Raw genomic sequence first — 24,547 nt, forward strand, 5'->3', positions numbered from 1 at the left:
ATTGCGCGCTCTGGAGAGCCCCTCATGACAGACCGTTCCTTTCGCTCGATCCTGACCGGGTCTTTCTCGACCCCATGCGCCAAAAACCCTACCGTCGCGATGATGGAAGCCGGATATGCCAAGGCCGGGCTCGACGCCCGCTATATCAATTGCGACGTAAAGCCCGAAAATCTCGCTGCTGCCATCGCCGGAGCTAAGGCCATGGAATGGGCCGGATTCAACTGTTCCATCCCCCACAAGATCGCGGTGCTCGACCATCTCGATTCTCTCGCGGAGTCCGCCAGAATCATCGGGGCGGTCAATTGCGTGCAGATCCGCCACGGCAAGCTGACGGGCAACAATACCGATGGCAAAGGCTTTCTGGCCTCGCTGCGCAAGCTGACCGACCCGAAGGACAAAACCATCCTCATCCTGGGGGCCGGAGGAGCAGCGCGCGCCATCGCAGTGGAACTCGCTCTTGCTGGCGCAAAATCGATCACCGTGGCCAATCGCAGCGCGGACAAGGCCGATTCCATCGTGCGCCTTCTCAAGGAAAATACCGGGTGTGAGGCAAAGACACTGGACTGGTCGGGCAATTTGGCTGTGCCCGAAGGCGTGGATGTGCTGATCAATGCGACCTCGATCGGTCTTGGCGATGCAGAGGCGATGCCTTCGGTCGAGATTGAAACCCTGGCCCATGCGCGCATCGTGGCAGATGTGATCCCGAACCCGCCCATGACGAAGCTGTTGCGCAGCGCGAAGGAGCAAGGCTGTCAGACGCTCGACGGGCTCGGCATGCTGGTCAATCAGGGCATTATCGGTGCGGAACTCGTTCTGGGCGTGAAGCTCTCCGCGGAGATCATGGAAAAGACCCTGGCCGTTATTTTCGGCGTGCAGGACTGAGCCTTTCTCTCCGGGGCGCGCCTGTCCCAGGGTACGCATCCGGCACGCGCGTCGCGCCATGCAAGGAGTCCCGTCATGCCGGATAACGCCCCCCGCCCCGCCGACGCACGCCTTACGACAGAACTCGACATCGAGCTACGCAGGCTCGAAGCCGCGCCTGACAGGCGGGACAGCGCTCACCGCATGGTCGCTCTGGCCGCCTCGGTTGCGGCAACAGGGGGGCTGCTCTTCGGTTACGATACCGGGATCATCGCCTCTGCCCTGATCTATATTACCCATAGTTTCGCGCTGGACAGTACAGGCCAACAAGGAATTGCGGCCGCGCTCAATCTTGGCGCGGTGTTCGGGGCCATCATGAGCGGCCCGCTCTCCGACCGGCTGGGACGTCGCCCGTCTGTCATGGTGGCGGCGCTCGTTTTTACCCTTGCCTCTCTGGGCTGCGCGCTGGCCCCATCGCAGACCATGCTCATTCTGGCACGGTTCGTTCTGGGGTGGGCCATCGGCGCAACCACACAGATCGTGCCGGTCTATGTGGCCGAACTTGCCCCGGCAGAGCGTCGCGGCGGACTGGTCTCGCTGTTTCAGCTTGTCTTCTCTCTGGGGCTGCTCGTTGCTTTTGCCGTTGGCTACGCCCTGGCCGGGCCGCCGGAATGCTGGCGCCTGATGTTCGGGCTTGGCGTCATCCCGGCCCTGTTTCTCGCTCTGGGTATGGTATTCCTGCCTGAAAGCCCGAGATGGCTGCTCGAGCAGGGCAGAACCGCGCAAGCCGTTCAGGTGCTGTATCGCCTGCGCGGCCATCACGAACCGATACGTCAGGAACTCGATGCGCTGCGCGAAGCGCAGGATCAGGCGTCGGATACGCCCGGATGGTCGGCCTTGCGCACATCCTGGCTGCGCCCGGCCCTGATCGCGGCGATCGGGCTCGCGGCGCTTTCCCAGCTCTCCGGGCCGAACGTGATCGTGTATTACGCGCCGATCATCCTATCCGAGGCAGGGCTCGGTCACTCGGCTGCCCTGCTGACCTCGGTCGGGGTTGGCGTGACCTCCACAATCACCACGTTTATGGGAATCATGCTGATCGATCGCGTCGGACGGCGACGCATGTTGCTGGCGATGCTGCCTTTTGCGGCACTAGCACTTTTTGCCCTCGGGACACTCCTTGCCGGCACCGCCCCACTGGAGGGGATGAGACTCGTTTTCGTGGTGCTGGCTCTGCTCGCCTATATCTTCTTCAATTTCGGCTCACTCTCGGTCGCGGTCTGGCTGGTTGCCTCCGAGGTTTTTCCCCTGATCATACGCAGCAAGGCCATGGGGCTGGCGAGCGCAACGGTCTGGCTCTCGGATACGCTCGTGTCGCTGTTCACCCTCACTCTGGTGCACGATCTTGGGCGCAGCGGGACATTCTGGCTGTTCGGGGCGATCAACGCCTTGGCATTCTTTTTTGTTCTGCGCTGGGTGCCGGAAACAAAAAACACGACGCTGGAGGAGATCGAGAACAGCCTGCGCAACGGTACCTTCCGCCCCTGACGTGTAGAGGCGCAAGCAGAGCTGCGCTCAGATACGCGCAGCCTCGCCCGTGTTCTGAGTCTGACGCCTCTCGGCAGAGCGGCGCCAGAAATTGCACAGCACCATGCCTGCAATACCGGCCAGCATGCCAAAAGCCGTCGAACTCAGCCGTGTCGGCGGCAGAAGCGCCATGAGGATGCCGCTCGACCCGCCAATGGCGAAGGCCATGGTTCCCAGCAATGCAGAGGCCGCCCCTGCCTGATGCCCATGATGGGTGAGCGCCAGCACGTTGGCATTCGGCCCGATAAAGCCAAGGGTGAAGGTGGTGGTGATAATCAGCGCGCAGAGCGGCCAGGGGTCGTTCTGCCCGACGATATGGCTGGCGCTCACGGCCAGAAGCACGAGCCCGGATGCCAGACACGCTGCCAGTCCACCCTGCATGACCGACGTGAATTTGTAGCGATGGGACAGCTTGCCATTGATCTGCGTGGCCAGAATGAACCCGCCTGCATTGATTCCGAAAAAGATCGCAAAGGCCCGGGGCGAGAACCCCAGAAGATGCTCGAAAAGCAGCGGCGCGTTCGAGAGATAGGCAAACATCACGAAGGTGCTGAAACTCGACAGCGTGGCCGAGGACATGAAAACGGGCTCGCGCACGAGACTCACATAGCGCCGCAGGATCTCGACCGGAGGCAGGGCATAGCGTCGCTCGACCGGCAGGGTCTCGGGCATGACCATGAGCCAGAGCGCGGCAAGAACCGTGGCCGCCACCGCCCCGGCCCAGAAAATCAGCCGCCAGCTTCCGAAGGCAAGAAATGCGCTGCCCAGAGTCGGGGCAAGGATGGGCCCGACACCGAAAACGAGCGTCAACTGGGACATGAGCCGCACGGCCTCATGTCCTGTCGCCACATCGCGCACAATGGCGCGGGGTATGACGCTGGTGATGGCCCCACCCAGCGCCGCCACGAGGCGCAGCAGGCAGAACGACCAGTAAGACTCCGTGGTGGCCAGGGCGATCGTCGCTGCCACATAGATGGCAAGCCCCACAACCATGGGCTTGTGTCGCCCGAACCGGTCCGAAAGCGGACCGAGGCAGAACTGCCCGATAGCCAGGCCGATGAACCACGCCGCCAAAGTGAGCTGTGCCGAGCCCGGCCCCTGCCCCAGATCGCGCTCGAGCTGGGGGAAGGCCGGCAGATACATATCGGTCGAGATCGGACCGATGGTGCTGACAAGACCGAGCAGAACAATCTGCCCGGTTGAGAAGCGTATGGCGGGATGAGGCGATGAGGTCAGCACGGGAAAACCGGGTCCAATCAGTCTTGGCCCTCAGAACACGAAGAGCAACCGGCAACGCGAAAAGCGCTCCGGTGAAAATCTGGAAAGAGAAGAATCCAGTTTCGTCGGGGAGTCGTGTCCGTCAGACATCTACGACACTTCTCTGCCTCATCCGCCTGAAAGGCAACCGGGGTTTTTGCAACTCGCCTTCACACGCGTATCATGTAACGGGTTTGTGTGACAGGAACCCAGACCGGTTCTTTGCCTCGAAGCAAGCTACCCTCCTCGGCCTGCTCCCGTGATCGACAGAATACACCCCTCAGGCCTGTCGGCTCATGCCGCAACCGGACGCCGAACCACCGTCCTCTGACGACGCCAGGCGCCTCGGATCGCCACAAGACAAGATGGTCGATTTATTCAAATATAACTTAGAAAATACTATATTTTGATTGAGGAACAAGATCATTATTGGAATTATAAAGAAATGAAAACAAGAATATGTCTAAACAGAACAATCCCTGTAACGGCCATGATCATGGCCCTGGTATGTGGATGCGCACAGGCTGCCGAACTTCCTCTCTGTCGCACGCCCGATGATGTCCTTTCGGGAACCCGGCTGAGCGTCGGAACAATGGACGGATATTTCGATTGGCAGAGCGAGTTCAGAGGGTTCAAGACGAGTCCGGTTTTCCACCTTGATTTCGTGACCTGCATCCCAGACATCCTCAGACATATCATTGGAATGTTCCAGACGCGCGACGCCCAGCTTTTCGAGCTGCAGCCACGAGGGCTTATCCGTGGAGGCACCGCGCGCAGTGTTGACCCCTCGTTCTACGATCACGGGGAGCGAAGGCGCTGCAGCCATCTCTCGACAACAGCCGATATCTGCATAGAACGGGCCCCCGATCGGTCTGTCATTTTCGTCGAAAAAAATACTCCCCCCTTCCGGCGCATTCCGCTCATCGTCTCCAGAGCCAGACCCATCAAAGGCTTCGCTTTTTTGGGCTCACCCGATTCACCTTCGGGGCTTGTCAGTCTATGGGTCGACAGACGTACCGGCTACGATTTCATCATCTTCGGTATCTATCAGGCACCATCGCTGAAGGGCCTCGGCTCCATTTATATCAGGTGATCACCGCCCATCGACGCCTGCCATCCACCCCGCACGCTTTATCCCGCGCGTGGTTTGAGCTACGCCCTGCACATTCAGGTTTCGCACAGGATAAGAGATCACATGCGCATAGCGATGATTGGCGGCGGTTATGTCGGACTGGTTTCCGGCGCCTGTTTTGCCGAGTTCGGCACCGATGTGGTGATTGTCGAGGCCGATCACGACAAACTCGCCGCCCTGCGTGCCGGCAGCATTCCGATCTATGAGCCCGGGCTCGACAAGATCGTCTCGGCCAATACCGCAGCCGGGCGTCTTGCCTTTACCGACGATCTGGCTGGCGTCATCGACAGTGTGGATGCGGTGTTCATTGCCGTCGGCACACCCACACGTCGCGGCGACGGCCATGCCGACCTGACCTATGTCTATGAAGCCACACGCCAGATTGCGCGCCATGCCAGCAAGGGCCTGCTGGTCGTGACCAAATCGACCGTGCCCGTCGGCACGGGACGCGAGGTCGCCCGCATTTTGCGCGAAGAGCGTCCCGAACTTGCGTTCAGCGTGGCCTCGAATCCGGAATTTCTGCGTGAGGGCAACGCCATCGGCGATTTCATGCGCCCCGATCGCGTGATCATCGGCATCGATGACAGCGCGCCCGATCAGGGTGCTCATGCCAGCGCGCTCATGCGCCAGCTCTACCGGCCACTCTATCTGATCGAGACGCCCATCGTCATGACGGGGCTGGAAACCGCCGAGCTCACCAAATACGCCGCCAATGCCTTTCTGGCCATGAAAGTCACCTTCATCAACGAAATGGCCGATCTCTGCGAGGCAGTCGGCGGCAACATCCACGACGTGGCGCGCGGCATGGGGCTGGACCAGCGCATCGGTCGCAAATTCCTTCATGCCGGGCCCGGCTATGGCGGGTCATGTTTCCCCAAGGATACCCGCGCCCTTACCGCCATCGCCCGCGATGCAGGCGCGCCTTCGCGTCTGGTCGAGGCCACGGTCGCCATCAACGAGGACCGGAAATCCGCCATGGCCGAACGCGTCATCGCCCTCTGCGACGGCACGGTGCGCGGCAAGACCATCGCCATTCTGGGCCTGACCTTCAAACCCGATACCGATGACATGCGCGAAGCCTCTTCGCTGCCGCTCATCCATCGCCTGATCGGGGAAGGGGCTCATATCAAGGCCTTCGACCCCGAAGGCATGAGAGCCGCCCGCCCCCTCCTGCCCGAAGCCGTGATCTACGCAAGCTCCGCGCAGGAAGCCGCCACCGAGGCGGATGCCCTCGTCGTGTTGACCGAGTGGAACGAATTCCGCGCTATTGCCCCCGCCAAGCTGAAAGCCGCCATGCGCGGCACGGCCATCGCCGATTTTCGCAATATTTGGGACCCCGCCGCCTTGCGCGATGCCGGGTTCACCTATCGTTCGATTGGACGCCCCTGAATCACGGGATGCGCGAAGCAACACGAGGATTTCGGGAAGGGGCGCGGCCCCTTTCCTTCCCTGTAGCCGATTTCAAAACGCTCACTATTCTCCAGCGGATGCGGGCCAGAGCCCGGTGCTCAGTCTGCCTACTTCCAAGATGAGGTCGCTGCCTCGACTGCGACAGGGGCACTCCGCTGTCCGTCGGAAGAAGCCTCCTCTTGCCCCTTCAAACAGGTTTCCAAAGGATGACTATCCTTTGGCGGGTGCAGGGCAGAGCCCTGCAATTCCCCATGACGCAAATCCACACTTAATGGCAATTTACGCCACTACAGCTACGACCACTCCCTGAGACTGGTCATGAACGCAGTCTTGGCACGGTTCTTGCAGGACCCTCCTCATGAACGAGATCTCACCCGCCTCACCCCTCAGCTTCAGCATTGCGCCTGGCATTCCGCTCGGCGAGTCCGTGCTGCCGCAGCAGATGACGCAGCTGGTAGTAGGTGAGCCCGAGCGCGAGCGCGGCCTGCTTCTGGTTGAAACGGGCGTCACGCAAGGCGCGGTCGAGCAGGGCATGCTCATAAGCTCGGGTGGCCTCGGTGAAACTCGTCCCCTCCGGCAAAGTGACGGACGGGGTCGAGGATGGGGCTTCACGCGCGGGAAGCGTGGTGGGCTCGGCCGTGACGGAAACAGGGGCCAGCCCAGCCGCCTCGCTGGCGAGAGGGCGCAACCAGTCGGGCCCGTTGCGGAAGGGGTCGAACACGATATCGTCGAGCGGACGCTCGGGGCGTTCCATGCGGTAAACGCTGCGCTCGACGACGTTGCGCAATTCGCGCACGTTGCCGGGCCAGTCATAGCGCATCAGCCGGTCCCGGGCGCGGTCTGTGAACCCGGCGAAGAGCTTGCGCCCGAGGCTTGCGGTCATGCGGGTAGCGAAATGCTCGCACAGGATCAGGATATCCTCCTGACGCGCGCGAAGCGGCGGCAGCATCACCACATCGAACGCCAGACGATCGAGCAGATCGGCGCGAAAATCACCCTTGCGGGCCATGTCGGGCAGATCGGCATTGGTGGCGCCGATGATGCGCACATCGACGTGGATGGTCTCATTGCCACCCACACGCTCGAAGCTGCCATACTCGATGACGCGCAGGAGCTTTTCCTGAACGGCCATGGAGGCCGAAGCGATCTCATCGAGGAACAGCGTGCCGCCATGGGCCTGCTCGAAACGCGAGAGTCTGCGACGCTGGGCACCGGTAAAGGCCCCGGCCTCATGGCCGAACAACTCGCTATCGAGCAGCGTATCGGGCAGGGCCGCGCAGTTAAGCTTGATCAGCGGCCTGTCCCAGCGCGGCGAGAGCAGGGCCAGTCGCGCAGCCACAAGCTCCTTGCCTGTGCCGCGCTCACCGATGATCAGAGCCGGACGGTCGAGCGGCGCAAGACGGGAGATGTGATCGAGCATCTCCAGAAATGCCGGGGACTGGCCGATCGGTGTCGGATTTTCATCGTTTCTGGCAGATCGCGCCATGTTCTGGCCAGTCTCATCAGGGGTGTTGCAGAAAACCTATCTTTCACCCCGGATCGTTACGCTTGCAAGAGAAGCCTGTGTTCTCCTGCCCCGATTTCCTGTTAAATTCGTCCCAGCATAGAAAGAGCATCACATGGGTATCTTCTCCCGCCTTGCGGATATCGTGAATTCCAACCTCAATGCCATTCTGGCCAGCGCCGAAGATCCTGAGAAAATGATCCGGCTCATCATCCAGGAAATGGAAGATACGCTGGTCGAGGTACGCAGCCAGGCCGTCACCATGATTGCCGAGCGCAAGGGGCTTGAGCGCCGCGCGCGCGCCATGGTGCAGGAAGAGGATGAATGGCTGCGCAAGGCCGAACTGGCCCTGACCCGTGATCGTGAGGATCTGGCCAAGGGCGCTCTTGCTGCCAAATCCACCATCGAACAGTCGCGCAAATCGCTGGAGCAGCAGATTGCGCAGGTCAATGAGAGCCTCGATCAGCAGCATGACGATATCGGCAAGCTGCAGGCCAAGCTGGCCGATGCCAAATCACGCGAGAAATCCCTTGCGCTGCGCCACAAGGCGGCAACCAATCGCATCAAGACGCGCGAGCGCCTGTACGATACGCGCGTCGAAAATGCCTTCAACCGGTTCGAGCAGGTCGAGCGCGCGCTTGACGCCCTTGAGGGGAAGGCCGAAGCCTATGATCTGGGTCGCGGCCCGGGCGGGACGCGCAAGCCGAGCCTGCAGGAAGAGCTGGCCGGACTCGAAACCGACATGGCGGTCGAGAACGAACTCGAGGCGCTGCGTGCCAGGATCAAGAGCCGCCAGGGATGAACACAGATATGAGACGCGTTGCAAGCAAGGATAGGCCGTCATGAGTCATGGTTCCGGAACCGATCTGGGTGATCTGATCGGCCTCGCCGCGGTTGTGATGCCTTTCGTCATGGTCATGTATATCGTGACCATCCGCGCCCGGTCGAAGGCGACGGCGAGCAAGCTCCAGGAATCCGACCTTGCCGCGCTGAACATGGCGCATGTTCAGGCGCGCCGCCTGGAGGAGCGCGTGGACCAGCTCGAGCGTATTCTGGATGAGGATGTTCCCGGCTGGAGAACGCGGAGCTTCTCATGATGTCTGACCGTCTCCTGGGCCGCCCCATGCATCGTCCTGTTCATCGGCCTTTGCGACGCGTCGCTCTGGCCGCCCTGCTGCTTTGCGGCCTGGCCGGAGCGCCTTCGCTGCATGCTGCACCCCAGGTGGTGGATGCGGAAGATCTGGATCTGAGCGTTCCCTGTCTGGGACGCTTCGAGATCATGGTCGATCCGGCAATGAGCGATGGCGTATCGATCGACAGCGCGCCGTCAAACGGGGCGCATCTGACCATGCGCACGGGCAAGACCCAAGGATCGTCCAAGGTTCTGATCACCAGCAAGGCCTGTGCGCCCAATGCACGGGTGTCCATTCTGGTCGCCCCCAATGTCGGGGTGATGATTCATGACAGCCACGACACCCATATCGTCATTCACGGCACACTGGCCTCGCTCGAAGCGAGCCTGGAAGCCGGGCAGCTCGATGCCGATACCATCCAGTCGCTCGATCTCAGTCTTCGCGGAACCGAACAGGTGCATATCGCCCATCTGAACCGGGCCGCGCAGGTCGTGGAAACCGGCGCTTCGGGGCTTGTCGTGGATCAGGCCGATCTCGACGCCTTCTCGGCCCAGCTTTCCGAAACGAGCCATCTGAGTGTGACTGATGGCCGCTTCGACGTCCTGACCCTCATGGTTGAAAACGCGGCCAGCGTCCGGCTTGGCGGATCGGTCAACACGGCCACCGTCTCCGCGACCGGGACGGGACTGGTCGCCATACCGACTGTGAGTGGCGCACTGACACGCACAGGCAATGTGCAGATCGGCCCCGGCGCCAGCGCGCAAGCCGTGTCCGCCCCGCCAACACCTCCCCCGGCGGCGGTGGCATCGCCGCCTCCGCCTCCGGCGCCATCCATCAGCGCGCCGCCCGGTGGGCAATCTGCACCCGCTATGCCGTCATCACCCGCCATCCCGTCCGCAAGCGGTATCCCCGGTCAGACACCGGGTACGCCCCTTGGCAACGGCCAGACCCAGGGCGTTCCAGATCAGGATATTTCCCCTCAGGGTAACTCCACTCAGGGGATACCGGCCCAGGCGGTTCCGGCTCAGGGAGTTCCGGCTCAGAACATACCTGGTCGGGCCAATGCGGGGACATCCCCATCGGCTCCCGGCACCGATGGCTCAGGCATTCCGCGTGACGGACTGAACGTGCAGAATCTGCCGACGCAAACCGCGCCCGTTGAGAGTGCACCTGTCCGGACAAATTCGGCCCCTCCGGCTCCCCCTGTTCCTGTCCCGGCGTCCCGGTCATCCGCCTCGCCTCCGGCGCCGCCGCAATCCCAGCCGCTGCCCACGGACCGTTCTGTGGGCCGTCCGGTTACACCTTCTGCCTCACCCTCTGCCCAGAGTGGAAACGGCGCGGTTCAGGCTGGAACCCAGACAACCCCCGCCTCCACCACCTCCCCCGCCGGTTCCTCCACGGCGCCCGGCGGCACGGCTGCCTCCGATGGGGCAAATGGTATCGGACCCCAGGGAGACCATAACCCGTGATGCGCCTCAGCCTGAACCTTGCGATCGCTCTGGGGGCAAGTGCCGCCCTGGCCCTGCCCATCGAAGCGCAGGCACGAGCCACGTCGCCTCAGGCTGTGATGGAAGCCGCCCCGTACAAACTCCGCCTTGACGCCCCCTGCGCCTCGACCCTCACAATCGAAGGCGCTTCCGGGCAGAACGCGCCGGCCATTCTCGACCCATCCAGTGACGACTCCCCTTCGGGTCTCTCGCTCTCGGTATCGGGAAACGACGCTGTCCTGACCGGCGAACGTTGCGAATCCCCGGCCACGCTGCATGTCGCTCCCGGCACGGCCATCGAAGCCACGATGCGTGGCTATGGGGCCCTGCATATCAGCGGCGTGAACGGTCCGGTTTCCCTCGACCAGGGGGGCAGCAATACGGTCACGCTCGATCAGGCAACGGCGCTCATTCTGAACACGCATGGCTATGGGTCGTTCAAGCTCGGCTGGCTGAACGGCCCGGCAATACTTGTCTCCGGCGGAAGCGGAACTGTCACGATCGGGCGCATCGATGCCCCTGAAGTCAAGGCCACGCTGAGCGGATATGGGTCCACGACGATACAGGCGGGCACGATCGACACGCTTGACGCCCGACTCAGCGGCTCGGGTCATCTGCGGTTTGACGGCACGGTACGCGATGCCGATCTGGTGGCAAGCGGCTATGGGGGCATCAGCCTCAATAATGTCACCGGCGAGATGCATCAGGAAGCCCATTCCCCGGCAACAATTTCGGTGCAACGCAGCACGTCACGGCGGCGGATGGCCGCGACGACCCATCCGATCCTGAGCCTGCCTGACGGGACAGTCATTACTGCCCATAGCCTGATCCGCCCGGACGGAACGGTAGTCAGTTTCGACGACGGGGATGACGCCGATGATAACGTCCCTGCGCATCGCTCCCATCATCGCCTGATCTGGGCACTGGCCTATATGGCGGTCTTCTATATTGTTTACCGGCAGAGAGTCCGGCTCTCCGGCCTTTTCATGGGGCTGATGCGGCGGACAGGCAGAGCGTTCGACCCATCGGCGCCCTGCGACAATACCGAGATCGTCGATCTGCGCGCGCGCCTGAGCCGCCTCGACGCGCGTCTGGGCGCCGTCGAACAATGTGTGACCTCGCGTGATTTCCATCTGCATCGCCAGTTTCATGACCTTGCACGTCGCCACGGGTGAGACCGTCCTCTTGCCCTTCGGCCTTGTCGTGGCTCGCCCCTGCCCCCTCGAAAAACCAGTAGGAGAGACGCCATGAGCCGTTTCAGCCTGGGCTTTGCGCTCGTTCTGACGATCTCCCCTGCCTATGCCGAGGCCACCACCCCCACGAGCGCGACCTCGAGCCCGGAGGCCGCACTCGCGGCGGCGCCTTATACCCTGCATATCGACACCGGGTGCGCTGCCCATATTCATGTTCAGGGCGCAGGCGGACTTCTGCAAAATGCCGACATGCAGGAAGTGCCCGCCGGACTCTCGTTCGAGGCGGGCAGCCATGATGCTTGGCTGACCGGCAATGCCTGCGGCGAGGATGCGACGATCCAGCTGCGCGCAGGAGCCGCTATCGTCTCCACCGCCATGAGCTATGACAAGCTCGAGATCAATTGGGTCAATGGGCCTGTTTCCCTGCGTCAGGGACGGGGCAACATCACCGTTGACCTTGCGACCGCCCTGCTGTTCCGTGGAAGCGGCCCGGGCGATCTCGTCATGGGGACCCTTACGGGCCCGGCAATTTTCGCCATGTCCGGCCCGGGCGATGCCCATATCGACAGCGTCACAGCCCCTTCGGTGGTGATCGGTACGACCGGACCCGGCGATGTCGTGATACGCGGCGGTGCAATCGACCAGCTTGCCGTGACCCTGTCTGGCCCCGGCGACGCCATATTCGATGGCGTCGCCAGCAATGCCATGCTGCGCACCAGCGCGTCGGGTGACATACGCGTGCATCAAGTATTGGGCGAAGAACACGCCCATTCGAGCGCCAGCGGCACCATCACGATTGCGCAGCGCTCTTCCAGCGCCACCAGTCGCGCCAGCACAGGCAGCATGAGCGCCACAGACGGCGATCTGCAGCTACCGGACGGGACACGCATCAACAGCCATCGCCTGATCAAGCCGGATGGCACAATCGTCGATTTCGACGCGTTGCGGCGCATGAGCAGCGAAGCGGTTCATGCCTCCCCGCCAGAACCTCCGGAACCCCCTGAGCCGCCCGAGCCGCCTGAACCACCCGAGCCGCCTAGCAGCGCCAAGCAGAGTGTCGATCATCATGCCGCCAGCCCCCCCAAAGTCACGACGACAATAAAAGCCGATTCCGGGGGCAATGTCGTTTCGGGGCTGGTGGTGCTTCTTGTGCTCGGCATCGCCTTGATGCGCCGTCGAATCATCCCGAAACTTCTGCCCGTGCTACACCGCCACAACCCGGCTTTCGCCCGGCGCGTTGAACCGTTTCTGCTGTCCCTGATGACAAAGGTGACTGCACCCATGCCACAGACCCAGTTGCCGCAGCTGCTCGATCTCACGGAACGTCTGAAGAAACTGGACCGGCGCGTGGGCGCGGTCGAAACCTGTGTGACCTCGCGTGATTTCCACCTGCACACCCAGTTTCGCGATCTGGACCGCCGACAGGACCGACACTGAGGGCACGGACGCCCTCATGTGAACCCTGAGCGTTATCGCATCGTTAGCGACTGGACGGTACAGGCGCTCTCCGTCATGCGGTCGGGGAGAAGACGGGATGTCCCGCTCACCCTGCGACGCATGAGGTGGCGAGTCACCCCCAGGCCCTGTCGCACCGACGAGGGCTTTGACGTGAGACGCCAGTCAGGCTAGGGCTTGATGCATGAATTCCCCTGATGGCGGCTGCTGACCGTGAATTTAATCCTCGATCCTGTCGCAGCCATCGGGCGTGCCTTTCTCGGCATCGTGCGCAAGGCCGGTGCTCTGGCGCTGTTTGCCCTGGCCGGACTGTCCCATCTGTTGCGCCCCCCCTTCTACTGGGGTGTCTTCTTCAACAGCCTGATCGAGATCGCCTTCTATTCGCTGCCCGTTGTCGCGCTCACTGCCATTTTCTCGGGCGGCGTGATTGCCCTTCAGTCCTATGCGGGCTTTGCCCAGTATCACGTCCAAAGCGCCATTGCGGGCATTGTGGTACTGGCCGTGGTGCGTGAGCTCGGCCCTGTTCTGGCCGGTCTGATGGTGGCGGGCCGCGTCGGCGCCGCCATGTCGGCAGAGATCGGCACCATGCGCGTGACCGACCAGATCGATGCGCTGCGTACCCTTTCGACCGACCCGATGAAATATCTGGTCACCCCACGGCTGGTGGCCGGTACGCTGGCCCTGCCCTTCCTGGTGCTGGTGGCCGATATTCTGGGTGTGCTTGGCGGATTTACCGTCTCGGTTTCCAAGCTCGGTTTCGACCCGCAAAACTACATCATCGCCACCTTCAACGCGCTCAAGCCGCTCGACGTGCTGGTCGGGCTTTCAAAAGCCGCCGTGTTCGGCTTCATCATCAGCCTGATGGGCTGCTACCATGGTTATACCAGCCGTGGCGGTGCAGAGGGTGTCGGCTCGGCCACGACAGCGGCTGTGGTCGCGGCTTCGATCCTGCTTCTGGCTTTCGATTACCTTCTGACGGATCTGTTCTTCGCCCAATGAGCGCCCTGCCCAAGATCCGCATTCGCGGCCTGACCAAATCCTTCGGCTCCAAAACGGTGCTGGACGGGATCGATCTCGATGTCGAGGCCGGCACCTCCATGGTGATCATCGGAGGCTCGGGTAGCGGAAAATCCGTGCTGCTGCGTTGTATTCTCGGTCTGATCACCCCGGATTCCGGGACGATCGAGATCGACGGCGAGAACGTGCTCACCGCCTCGCCCGCACGACGCAACGCGCTGGTCGAGCAGATCGGCATGTTGTTCCAGAATGGCGCTCTCTTCGACAGCATGAGCGTGGCCGACAACATCGTGTTCGGTCTTCGCGCAAAGGGTCGCGGCAAGGCCCATCGCCTGAGCACGGCTCAGGCGCGTGAACAGGCGGGCGATATTCTCAAGCAGGTCGGTCTCGACCCGTCTGTTGGCGCATTGGCCCCTTCGGAACTTTCAGGCGGCATGCAGAAGCGTGTCGGTCTGGCGCGCGCGATCGCCGGGACGCCCAATATCCTGTTTTTCGATGAACCGACGACCGGGCTCGATCCCATCATGGGCGCCGTGATCGACGGGTTGATCGTGGATTGCGTCAAGCGCCTAGGCTCGACAGCTATTGCCATCACCCATGACATGCTCTCCGCACGGCGTATCGGCGACCGTGCGGCCATGCTCTATCACGGCAAGCTCGTCTGGCAGGGCCTGGCGTCGGAACTGATGGATAGCGGCAACGCCATGGTCGATCAGTTTACCCATGGCCGCAAGGATGGGCCGATCGGGATGGAATTGCGGCGTTAGCGGATAGAAGGACGTTCTTTTTTGCAAAAAAGAACCAAAAAACTCTCCCTAGCAAAACACCTCGGACCGTACCGGTTCTCAGTCCTCTGACAAGTCAGGAGCCTTTTTGCTTCTTTTTCTCCAGAAAAAGAAGAACCCCACCTGTTCTTGTTATGTTTCCACACCTGCCCTATCTTCCGCTCTGAACCCCAGACCGGAAGATCTCCCCCATGGCCAAGCGTCCCACAGCCCGTTTCGTGTGTCAGGCCTGCGGCGCCGTCACCAGTAAATGGTCGGGCCGCTGCGATAGCTGCGGGGAATGGAACACCATTGTCGAGGAAGCGGTCGAACCGACCAATCGCGAGACACGCAAGCGCGCCGGGCGCCTGACGCTCATGCATCTGGACGGCGATCTAACACCGCCACCGCGCATCCAGACCTCGATTGCCGAGTTCGACCGTGTGCTCGGTGGTGGGCTCGTTCCGGCCTCTGTCGTTCTGGTGGGCGGCGATCCGGGTATCGGCAAGTCCACGCTGCTGTTGCAGGCCACCTGCGCTCTCGCTCAGGCCGGACGACGCGTTCTATATGTGTCCGGCGAAGAAGCGGTGGATCAGATTCGTCTGCGCGCCCGCCGCCTGAAGCTCGATGCACCAACGCTCGATCTGGCTGCCAGCATCAACGTGTCCGAGATTGCCGGATCGCTGGAGCAGGACCGCGAGCATCATGTGGTGGTCATCGACTCCATCCAGACCATGTGGCTGGAAACCATCGAGAGCGCCCCTGGCTCTGTCGCCCAGGTCCGGGCGTGCGCCTTCGAACTGATCCGTCTAGCCAAAACGGTCGGGTTCTCGCTCGTTCTGGTGGGCCATGTGACCAAGGAGGGCGCGCTGGCGGGGCCACGTGTGCTGGAACATATGGTGGATGCCGTCATGTATTTTGAAGGTGATCGCGGCCACCAGTTCCGCATTCTGCGCGCGGCCAAGAACCGTTTCGGCGCCACGGACGAGATCGGCGTGTTCGCGATGACAGATACAGGACTGACGGAAGTGCCCAACCCTTCCGCGCTTTTCCTCGCAGAACGACGCGGCAATATTGCGGGCTCGGCCGTTTTTGCGGGCATGGAAGGCACACGACCCGTGCTTCTGGAAATTCAGGCCCTCGTCTCTCCCAAGGCGGGCGAGGGCGCGGCAAGACGTGCGGTGGTCGGATGGGAAACAGCACGCCTCAACATGCTGCTGGCCGTGCTTGAGGCGCGATGCGGCCTCAAGATGGCGGGGATGGACGTCCATCTGAACATTGCCGGGGGCCTGCGTATCAGCGAGCCCGCCTGCGACATGGCGGTGGCGGCGGCGTTGATTTCGGCGGCAACGGGCGTGCCGACCTCGGCGGGGGCCACCTATTTCGGCGAGGTCGGCCTCTCGGGAGAGGTACGACAGGTATCCCAGACCGATCTGCGCCTGAAGGAAGCGCAGAAGCTCGGTTTCGTGCAGGCCATTCTGCCCCGACGCGTCGCCAGCGGCGGCGCCCGACCCAAGCCCCCGGAAGGTCTGGCGCTGAAAGAGATCGGGCATCTGAACGATCTGGTGGAGCTGTTTCAGGCCCTTGATGACTGAATACGCGCCGGAGGCTCCGGTATTTTTCTAAGGGTGATTAAGTTTTTCACCGATTATAAAACACAAAGAAATAAATAATTCCGACGGACCGATCGTATTGCAAGAGCATTTCTGAGGTGCAAAAAGTTGGTCCGACGATAGAGATTGCAATAACCGAGTCTGCACCGGGCCCTCTCGTATCGTTTATCTGCTCAACACCGCAGGACGAGCCAGGGGGACGCTCCCCTCGCTCTGTCATTACGATAGGGGAAGCGCCTTTCAATGGACGCCATCTCATCCAGTCCGGTCAGGTTTCGGTCGCCCGGCCCCGCTCTGTCATCGCTCGATCTGGACAAGAGGCGGCCAATCGCCGCCCTGAGGCTTCTCTTTGCCGTACAGCTGGTCGTGTTTGCGATCGTGGTCTGGAAGATTGCCATCACCACGCCCTATCTGGACATGCTCACCTGGCAGCACGACGCGCTGATCGCCCTCAGGACGAATACCGTTTCCGGATGGTGGGCGCATCTGCTTCATCCCCACAATGAACATCGGCTCGCTCTCGTCAGATTGATGACCCTTTTCGACCTGACTCTGGGCGGTGGAAACCAGCTCATTTTCATTGTCGTAACGCTGTTCGCCGTTCTGATGATGGCGTGGGGGCTCTGGCGCGTGATGGCCGATAATGCCCGGAGACAGGACAGGGCGCTCGCCCTGATCGTCCCCATGCTCGTCCTGAGCAGCACTGCCGCACTCGACGTCGGTCTCCCGATCAACTGCGTCTATCCCCTTTCACTCGCTTTCCTCGTCGGCGCGCTCGTCCTGTTCTCGGGAGCCATCGTCGCTCCTGCCTCCGCAACACGGCTGTTCATCGGCGCCATAATATGTGCGTCGCTCGCCCCTTATGGCAACATGACCGGGCTCGCGGTGTGGCCGGTCCTCCTCTGGCTCGGCCTGCGTGGGCGCCTCGCCCCCGCCCTGCTCTTATGCGTGCTGCTGATCGGTGGCGCAGAGAGCCTACTCTATCTCTGGAACAACATGCCGGGCAGCCATGCGTCGGCGAGTGGCCTGTCAGCGGGACATGCTGCCTCCTCCCTCGCCCGCATCGTCGCTTATGCGGGCATATTCCTGGGGCTTCCTTTTTCCCGCATTCCCGCCCTGGCCGTTCCCTCCATGGTCCTTGGACTGGGCCTCGCCGGGGTAACGATCGCACTCCTCCTGCGGGATTGTGTGACGCGCGCACCCTCAACCAGAGCCTCTCTCGTCTCGACGGGGCTGCTTCTTACCGGGATTGGTGTCGCCTGCATGGCGGCGCTCGGCCGAGCGAATGAGGAAGAAGCGCTGATTGCCCCTGCCCGCTACGCCCTCTACGTGCTGCTGCTCTATGCCGGTCTTGTCATGCGGTTCTTGCTCTGGCTTCGTCGTCACCCTCTTTCGGGACGCATGACGGACCTCAGAATCGGTCTCGGCTTTGCGTCGCTGCTGGTGCTCTTTCAGGGTGTCTCGGGTTTCGCGGGGTTCCGTGCCGCCGATACGCTGCGTAAGTCGGTGCAGTCCTGGCATCCAGGCCAGCACGATGAGTGCTACCTGAAAACCATCTTCCCCGATCTCGGCTACGCCGATAGGGTCCGGCGCGATGTGGATGCCTATTTGCTGGAGCGATGAGCCGGCGCGGCCTTCGCCCTTGCATGACTGGCTGCACCCTGCTTCTTGAACGCTGCGTGGCCTGAATACGCCGCAAGAACCCGCAAAGGGCAGGAAGGGAAAGATGAGCCGAACACTGGTGGCAGAAACGCAGCATGACACGGTGGTCAAGAAAAGCCTGTTTCGTGTTCACGCCTGCCCCATCTCCGACGAGGCGGCCGCGCAGGCATTCTTCGAGCGCGTACGCGACCCCGACGCCACCCATAATTGCTGGGCGTGGCGTATAGGCGGTCGGTATCGCAGCTTCGATGACGGCGAGCCGGGCGGGACGGCAGGGCGGCCCATCTTGCAGGCCATCGACTCACAGGAGTTCGATCGTGTTGCGGTGATCGTCATACGCTGGTTCGGCGGAATCAAGCTGGGGGCGGGCGGACTGGTGCGCGCCTATGGCGGCGCAGCTTCCTCCTGTCTTAAACAGGGTGACGCCGTCGAAATCGTTCCGAGGCAGCGTCTCCAGTTTCATGCGTCCTTCAGCCTGTTACCGCTTATTCAGGCCCGCCTGACGGAATGGGAGGCCGCCCAGGACGAGTGTACATTCGATGAAAGCGGGGCGGTTCTGACCCTCGACGTCCCCCTCTCCCGTTCGGACGCCGTTCAGGGCGCTCTGCAGGATATGTTGCGCGGCGGCATCGTACGGCGACTGGTCGAGACATCGGGAGAGGACCTTGGAGAAAGGGCCTGATCGATACGCTCCCGCACCATGAAGCAGATGGTTTGACGCTTTCCCGTTTCCTTCCTACGGTAACATATCATGTTACGATCGTAGGATCCTTGTTCATGCCCGTTTTCAGACATGCTGCGGCTCTTGCAGCTGTTGCTCTTCCCCTTCTTTCTTCCACGGCGCTGGCAGCCCCGGCCAATCCCCTGTTCCAGGCGAGCCCCCTGCCCTATCAGGCGCCGCCTTTCGACAAGATCAAGGACAGCGACTATGTGCCGGCCTTCGAGAAGGGCATGGCCGATCAGCTGAAGGAAATGCAGGCGATAGCCAATAACAAGGCCGCGCCGACATTCGACAACACCATTGTGGCGATGGAGCGTTCCGGCCAGCTTCTGAACCGCGCGCAAAGCGTATTTTACGGCGTCTATTCGGCGGACAAGGACGACGCCATGGACGCTATCGACAGCAAGGAAGCGCCCAAGCTCAGCCAGCATCAGGATGAGATCTATCTCAATCCCAAGCTTTTCCACCGCATCAAGACGCTGTACGATAATCGTGCCAAGCTGAATTTGAACACCGAGCAGGCCATGTTGCTGGAGGTCTATTACCAGCAATTCGTGCATTCCGGTGCCGAGCTGAACCATGCTGACCAGCAGAAGCTCCGCGCCATCAACACGCAGCTTTCCAAGCTCGAGACGGCCTATAACCAGAAGCTGATCGCCAGCACCAAGGCCGGGGCTCTGGTCGTGGACAAGAAGGAATCACTGGCAGGGCTCGATGACGGAGCGATTGCATCCGCCCAGAAGGCTGCCGAAGGTCGCAAGCTATCCGGCAAATATGTCCTGCCGCTGCAGAACACCACCCAGCAGCCCGACCTCGCCTCGCTGAGCGACCGTAACACGCGTGAGGCGCTGTTCAATCAGAGCTGGACGCGCGCCGAGAAGGGCGACGCGAACGACACCCGCCAGACCATTGCCGAAATCGCGCAGCTGCGCGCAGAAAAGGCCGCGCTCTTCGGCTATCCGAATTATGCCGCCTATACGCTGTATGACCAGATGGCCAAGACGCCCTCTGCTGTGAACAGCTTCATTCGTCAGCTCGTTCCGGCGACTGCCGCCGAACAGCATCGTGAAGCCGCCGAGTTGCAAAAGGCGATCAGCGACGACCACCAGAATTTCACGCTCAAGCCCTGGGACTGGAACTACTACGCCGAACGCGTGCGCAAGCAGAAATTCGACCTCAACCAGAACGACGTGAAGCCGTATTTCGAGCTACATACCGTGCTGACCGATGGCGTGTTCTATGCCGCGAACCAGCTCTACGGAATCACCTTCGAGCCCCGCAAGGACATCCCGGTCTATAATCCCGATGTCATGGTCTTCGAGGTCAAGGACAAGGATGGCTCGCCGCTGGGCCTGATGTATTTCGACTATTTCAAGCGCGACAATAAATCGGGCGGCGCCTGGATGTCGAATTTCGTGGGTCAGAGCGACCTGCTGAAGACGCGTCCCGTCATCTACAACGTGGCGAACTTCACCAAGGCCGCCCCTGGCCAGCCGCAGCTGATCACGTCAGACGACGTGACGACCATGTTCCACGAATTCGGACATGCACTGCACGGTCTGTTTGCAAGCCAGACCTATCCGACACTTTCGGGCACGGCCGTAGCACGCGATTTCGTGGAATTCCCCTCGCAGTTCAACGAGAACTGGGCGATGGACCCGAAGGTGTTCGCCCATTACGCCCGCCACTACAAGACCGGTGCCCCGATGCCGGCCGAGCTGGTCGCGAAGATCAAGAAAGCCGCGCATTTCAATCAGGGCTATGCGCTGGGTGAAATCGTGGCCGCGGCCCAGCTCGACATGTCCTGGCATGGCCTGTCCGCCGATGCGCCGCGTCAAGATGTCGATCAGTTCGAAGCCAAGGCGCTCAATGAGACGGGTCTCGATGTCGCCGATGTGCCCCCGCGCTATCGCTCGAGCTACTTCCTGCATATCTGGGGCAATGGCTACTCGGCTGGTTATTACGCGTATCTCTGGACCGAAATGCTCGATCAGGACGTGTTTTCCTGGTTCCAGTCCCATGGTGGCCTAACCCGCGAGAACGGCCAGCGCTTCCGCGACATGATCCTGTCGAAGGGACACACCATGGATTACGGCCCGATGTTCAAGGCCTTCTACGGCAAGGACCCTGAGATTGGTCCCATGCTCTCCCATCGTGGTCTGCTCCCCGACGGGAAGTAACGGTACTGCCCCTCAGTACGTTTGTCCGTACTGAGGGAGTTATCTTTCATCGACTCACTGTCCTGCGGGGACGACGTCTCGCTGTTCTCTCAGGGCAGGGCAGGTGATTCGGTGGAGGCGATTATTCTGCCACCGCTCCACCCTCAAAAAATCTCATACGCTCTGGTGACGACCGCCGTTCAGTTGTTGCGGAGAAGACTGATAACTGACCTAGCAATGGCAGATCTGTAAGAACCCGTCTCTCGCCCCGAACCCGTAGCCTTTGCCTGCGAGTCGATACGGACGCGAAATTACTTCACTAGCCAAGGCTCAAGGCGCGCTCGGATTAAATACGGGAAATCGGCTGACCCCACGAAAAACGGCCGAACCGCAGGGAAATTCTGCTCGCATTTGAGCCTTTCGCGACGCTGGAGTCCCTCCCCCAGGCCCTGCGCCTTAAGATGAACCGGGCGTTTCAATGTGATAACGCGATCACCCTTCAACGTCCTCACGCACATCGCCCTCTGACAACGGGAAGGTCATTATGGACTACGTAAGGACCCCCATCGAGAATCTCGACAGACAGACGACGGATACCCTCATGCACGCGCGCAGGCAGTGGAAGCAGCGCATTGCCCCGTGTCCAACGCATCGTGCCCGCGATTTCCTTCTCCCATCCGGGCAGCGTTTCTGACTCGAGATGCGTCGTCAGGCGCGTGGACACACCTCCCTCATCGAGAGTGACAGAGCCGACAAGTACGCCCAGAAGACGCCGATCATCAATGAAGGGCCCAATCGCATCGCATGGTCTGCTGGCCCGGCTCATTAGATAAAGAGACTGCACGTCATTGGGCAATGAGAAGTGGATGAACGCACCCTTGCCTCCGTAGCCGTCAATTCGCCTCCCCTTTTCAGTAAGTAGATAGAGGCCATTATCTTCGGTTGTTTCGGTTGACAAACGATCGACTGTGTCGCTGAAGGACGCGGCGCGGTCCTCGAATTGTTGATGGAGAGGCTCGACAAACTTTCTGGATGTTCTCAAAGGTGCTGCGGCCTGGCTCCAGTCGGTCGTGAGGCGCGGTGGCAGAGTCAGTGACGCATTATAGAGCCTGCCACCGTGACCTGCATCCATGAGCGTTTCGCTCAATGCCCCGTCTGCGCGGATAATACTGTGCGGTTCGGTCTCCAAATGATAATAATTATAGGATCTGATGGTTTTATCGTAGTAAATCGACCGCCCGTTTACGAGCATTCGAACCGGCACGAATGCGCCTTGCAGGTAGAGGCAATGCTCTGCTGTCAGGAGCATATCCTTGAAGGGCACATTGTCTGCCAGAGCGCTCTTTCGCACGCGTATTGGCCACCCGGCGATATCATCTGGCAGGTTTGCCATGACGTTGGCCTGCCCGCACCCGACCGCACGTATCGTTCGCACGCCGGAAGTCAGCTCATCATGAACGATAACCTCGTCTCCGGCTTTCAGTCGCTCGATCGGCATATCGCCGGAGGGTGTCTCAATAAGCGTCCCGGGAAGATAGCACGCTTCGAGGTCTATCTCACTCGCATAAGGCCCCATGTAATCGGTGATGCTGGCAAGTGGTATCGGCTGATTGAGATACTGATTGGGGATATCGAAATAATTTGCCGTGATCCTGATGATGACACCGTGATCCTCACCGTTCGGTATGAGGTTTATTAAGGTACCACCCGACCCTGTATAGGTGATTGTGGACGCACTGTTTTCGGCTGGGTTTACCTTGATCGAGAACTGACCCACGACATAGACGGGATTATTCACCATAGCCGTGCCAGATTGGACGTCTCCCCACGGGGCATCCAGCAACCTCCTGCTGCACCCGTCAAGGATCAACACTGCATCAGGACTCGTCCCAGTGTAGATGTTGATTGCAGACCATGCGCTTGGTTCAAAACTGCTGGAACGTAATTCCGTAGAAAAATAGTGATATTCCATCATGATTTTGGAAATCCCCCACCGAATTGTTATATAGTTCTCCTATATATTTCCATATAATAGATCTTACCGGTAATCACTTCTGATTATCGCATCTGATCAGGAAAACTTTGATAATACAGATCTAATTCGCATTCATATCTGTTACGCAATGTAGATAGATGAAGGTCGTTATTCCTGAAACCACTCTCAGCCCCAAGGCTGGCCTGTCAGTGGACACGCGATGCGTGACATTGCCTCGGGAAAACAGGATCGCCGGTATAAGAGGCAGACAACCCAAAGCTTGTCCCGGTGCAGGCCGGTCATGACGCCGAGAAGGATACGTGCAGCAAAGGTCAATCAAAACACCGTCACCAGGTAAGGGGCGAACGAGATGAGACGGCGAGGAGATAAGCAGACTGATATCCGGGCAGACCCGAACTATTGCGCCATCCAGCCACTCGACCGCATTTCATCCAAGCGCGACGCTGTACGTTCGAAAGCCCTGGCGTTTTCCCCGGTCTGATAGAGGGCCTCTGGCTCGGCAGCCGCAGTGGCAAAAAGCGCCGTATGATGTTCGTACAGGACATCGATCAGTGTGATGAAGCGCCGGGCCTTGTCATACTGGTCCGGCACCAGGGCCGGGATACCCTCGATGAAGAGCGTTCTGAACCGTGCGGCAATCGCCAGATAATCTGCCGGGCCGAGCGCTTGACCGCAAAGCGTCTCGAAGGTGAACCAGGCTGTGTCCTCCTTGCAGGAGGGCACAGCGATGCGTCGTGACCCTATGGCAAGAAATCCCGGTTCGGCCATGCCGCCGGTCACCGTTTCGAAGAGCTGACGCAGATGCGCGCGGTTTTCCTCTAAGTCAGGCACCAGCCATCTCAGAACGTCGATCTCGCGCCCCCGACGATAATCGCGCGCCGAATCCAGGGGAAGAACCGTGATATGAGCGGCGAAAGCCTCAAGATACGGGCGCATGGTGGCGCGGTTCTGCGCCTGATGCTTCATCAGATCGGCAGGAGCCGTGTTCGAGGTCGCCACCACCACCGTTCCCAGTTCCATTACCATGTCCAGCAGGCGCAGCACCAGCACCGCATCGGACATGTCATTGATCTGGAATTCGTCAAAGCAGAGCAGATCGTACTGGTCATGCACTTTCTGCGCCAGTTCGCGCACGGGATCTTCCTTGCGCTCGCTACGACTCTGCCCCTTGTGCAAGGCCCGCAGCACCTCCTGCATGAAGACATGAAAATGGATGCGGCGTTTCTTCGTCACCGTTATCTCGCGGCAGAAGAGATCCATCAGCATGGTCTTGCCCCGCCCGACCTGCCCGACAAGGTAGAGCCCTTTCACAGGGGCCGGACGCCTCTTGGACAATCGGGACAGCAGGCCTGGCTTCACTTCGTGCCGCGCCTGCAGGGCCTGGGCGAGATGCTCCAGGGCCAGTGCTGCCTGCTTTTGCGCCGCATCCGCCTCGATCTGTCCCTGATCGATCAGTCGCTGATAGGTTCCGAGCACACCTTGAGATGTGGAATGGAGCGGGAGGAGACTCACGTCAGACATCGAACTCTCTTTGGACACGCGTCAGGGATCAGCCATCGATGTCCTAACACGTGCAGGCGTGTAACGCGCCCCTGA

General features: G+C 60.8%; 19 protein-coding genes. 15 read left to right on the forward strand and 4 right to left on the reverse strand.

The genetic code is table 11. From position 1 onward, the window contains the following. The first annotated feature begins 24 nt into the window (after positions 1-24). Both aroE and AA0535_RS04775 read left to right on the forward strand, forming a co-directional pair. Positions 25-882: a shikimate dehydrogenase gene (gene aroE, locus AA0535_RS04770; protein ID WP_264814762.1), complete on the forward strand. Its 858-nt coding sequence runs from the start codon at positions 25-27 to the stop codon at positions 880-882. Between the two features lie 75 nt (positions 883-957). Further along, the gene (locus AA0535_RS04775; protein ID WP_264814763.1) at positions 958-2,409 is read left to right on the forward strand and encodes a sugar porter family MFS transporter; all 1,452 of its coding nucleotides are present in this window, start codon (positions 958-960) and stop codon (positions 2,407-2,409) included. Between the two features lie 27 nt (positions 2,410-2,436). On the opposite strand, the gene AA0535_RS04780 is transcribed toward AA0535_RS04775, so the two are convergent. After that, on the reverse strand, positions 2,437-3,687 hold the full coding sequence (locus AA0535_RS04780; RefSeq protein WP_264814764.1) for a multidrug effflux MFS transporter: 1,251 nt from the start codon (positions 3,685-3,687) through the stop codon (positions 2,437-2,439). A gap of 424 nt (positions 3,688-4,111) precedes the next feature. On the opposite strand from AA0535_RS04780, the gene AA0535_RS04785 reads away from it, so the two are divergent. Then, entirely contained in the window at positions 4,112-4,798 is a 687-nt protein-coding gene (locus AA0535_RS04785) for a hypothetical protein (protein WP_264814765.1), read from the forward strand. Between the two features lie 102 nt (positions 4,799-4,900). After that, the gene (locus tag AA0535_RS04790) at positions 4,901-6,226 is read left to right on the forward strand and encodes a UDP-glucose dehydrogenase family protein (RefSeq protein WP_264814766.1); all 1,326 of its coding nucleotides are present in this window, start codon (positions 4,901-4,903) and stop codon (positions 6,224-6,226) included. 400 nt (positions 6,227-6,626) lie between these two features. On the opposite strand, the gene pspF is transcribed toward AA0535_RS04790, so the two are convergent. Further along, complete coding sequence (pspF, locus tag AA0535_RS04795) at positions 6,627-7,733, reverse strand: phage shock protein operon transcriptional activator (RefSeq protein ID WP_264814767.1); 1,107 nt, start codon at positions 7,731-7,733, stop codon at positions 6,627-6,629. A 133-nt stretch (positions 7,734-7,866) separates the two neighbouring features. Here pspF and pspA point away from each other — a divergent pair, with 133 nt between their 5' ends. The 11 genes from pspA to AA0535_RS04850 all read left to right on the forward strand — a co-directional run bounded on the left by pspA (position 7,867) and on the right by AA0535_RS04850 (position 20,976). Then, complete coding sequence (gene pspA / locus AA0535_RS04800) at positions 7,867-8,553, forward strand: phage shock protein PspA (protein ID WP_264814768.1); 687 nt, start codon at positions 7,867-7,869, stop codon at positions 8,551-8,553. A gap of 40 nt (positions 8,554-8,593) precedes the next feature. Beyond that, the gene (pspB, locus tag AA0535_RS04805; RefSeq protein ID WP_122038574.1) at positions 8,594-8,848 is read left to right on the forward strand and encodes an envelope stress response membrane protein PspB; all 255 of its coding nucleotides are present in this window, start codon (positions 8,594-8,596) and stop codon (positions 8,846-8,848) included. Further along, complete coding sequence (locus AA0535_RS04810; protein ID WP_264814770.1) at positions 8,845-10,353, forward strand: hypothetical protein; 1,509 nt, start codon at positions 8,845-8,847, stop codon at positions 10,351-10,353. Before pspB ends, AA0535_RS04810 begins: the two co-directional genes overlap by 4 nt. Further along, complete coding sequence (locus AA0535_RS04815; protein WP_264814870.1) at positions 10,353-11,546, forward strand: DUF2807 domain-containing protein; 1,194 nt, start codon at positions 10,353-10,355, stop codon at positions 11,544-11,546. The genes AA0535_RS04810 and AA0535_RS04815 overlap by 1 nt, the downstream gene beginning before the upstream one ends. Positions 11,547-11,618: 72 nt before the next feature. Then, positions 11,619-13,001, forward strand: a complete 1,383-nt coding sequence (locus AA0535_RS04820) for a DUF2807 domain-containing protein (protein WP_264814771.1) — start codon at positions 11,619-11,621, stop codon at positions 12,999-13,001. 231 nt (positions 13,002-13,232) lie between these two features. Next, positions 13,233-14,018 carry an MlaE family ABC transporter permease gene (locus AA0535_RS04825; protein ID WP_127103639.1) on the forward strand — a complete coding sequence of 262 codons (786 nt, stop codon included), beginning with the start codon at positions 13,233-13,235 and terminating at the stop codon, positions 14,016-14,018. Continuing rightward, entirely contained in the window at positions 14,015-14,803 is a 789-nt protein-coding gene (locus AA0535_RS04830; RefSeq protein WP_264814772.1) for an ABC transporter ATP-binding protein, read from the forward strand. The genes AA0535_RS04825 and AA0535_RS04830 overlap by 4 nt, the downstream gene beginning before the upstream one ends. A 209-nt stretch (positions 14,804-15,012) precedes the next feature. Beyond that, complete coding sequence (gene radA, locus AA0535_RS04835; RefSeq protein ID WP_264814774.1) at positions 15,013-16,395, forward strand: DNA repair protein RadA; 1,383 nt, start codon at positions 15,013-15,015, stop codon at positions 16,393-16,395. Positions 16,396-16,656: 261 nt separating this feature from the next. Then, complete coding sequence (locus AA0535_RS04840; RefSeq protein WP_264814775.1) at positions 16,657-18,036, forward strand: hypothetical protein; 1,380 nt, start codon at positions 16,657-16,659, stop codon at positions 18,034-18,036. 103 nt (positions 18,037-18,139) lie between these two features. Continuing rightward, positions 18,140-18,757: an IMPACT family protein gene (locus AA0535_RS04845; protein ID WP_264814776.1), complete on the forward strand. Its 618-nt coding sequence runs from the start codon at positions 18,140-18,142 to the stop codon at positions 18,755-18,757. Between the two features lie 95 nt (positions 18,758-18,852). Continuing rightward, positions 18,853-20,976, forward strand: coding sequence for a M3 family metallopeptidase (locus AA0535_RS04850; protein ID WP_264814777.1), 2,124 nt, complete (start codon positions 18,853-18,855; stop codon positions 20,974-20,976). 487 nt (positions 20,977-21,463) lie between these two features. Here AA0535_RS04850 and AA0535_RS04855 read toward each other — a convergent pair whose 3' ends face one another. Together AA0535_RS04855 and zapE are read right to left on the reverse strand one after the other, a co-directional pair. Continuing rightward, on the reverse strand, positions 21,464-22,798 hold the full coding sequence (locus tag AA0535_RS04855; protein WP_264814778.1) for a Hint domain-containing protein: 1,335 nt from the start codon (positions 22,796-22,798) through the stop codon (positions 21,464-21,466). A 549-nt stretch (positions 22,799-23,347) separates the two neighbouring features. Beyond that, positions 23,348-24,472, reverse strand: a complete 1,125-nt coding sequence (gene zapE / locus AA0535_RS04860) for a cell division protein ZapE (protein ID WP_264814779.1) — start codon at positions 24,470-24,472, stop codon at positions 23,348-23,350. Positions 24,473-24,547: the final 75 nt, after the last annotated feature.

The sequence above is a fragment of the Asaia krungthepensis NRIC 0535 genome, assembly GCF_025995175.1.
In the GTDB taxonomy this organism is placed as follows: Bacteria; Pseudomonadota; Alphaproteobacteria; order Acetobacterales; family Acetobacteraceae; genus Asaia; species Asaia krungthepensis.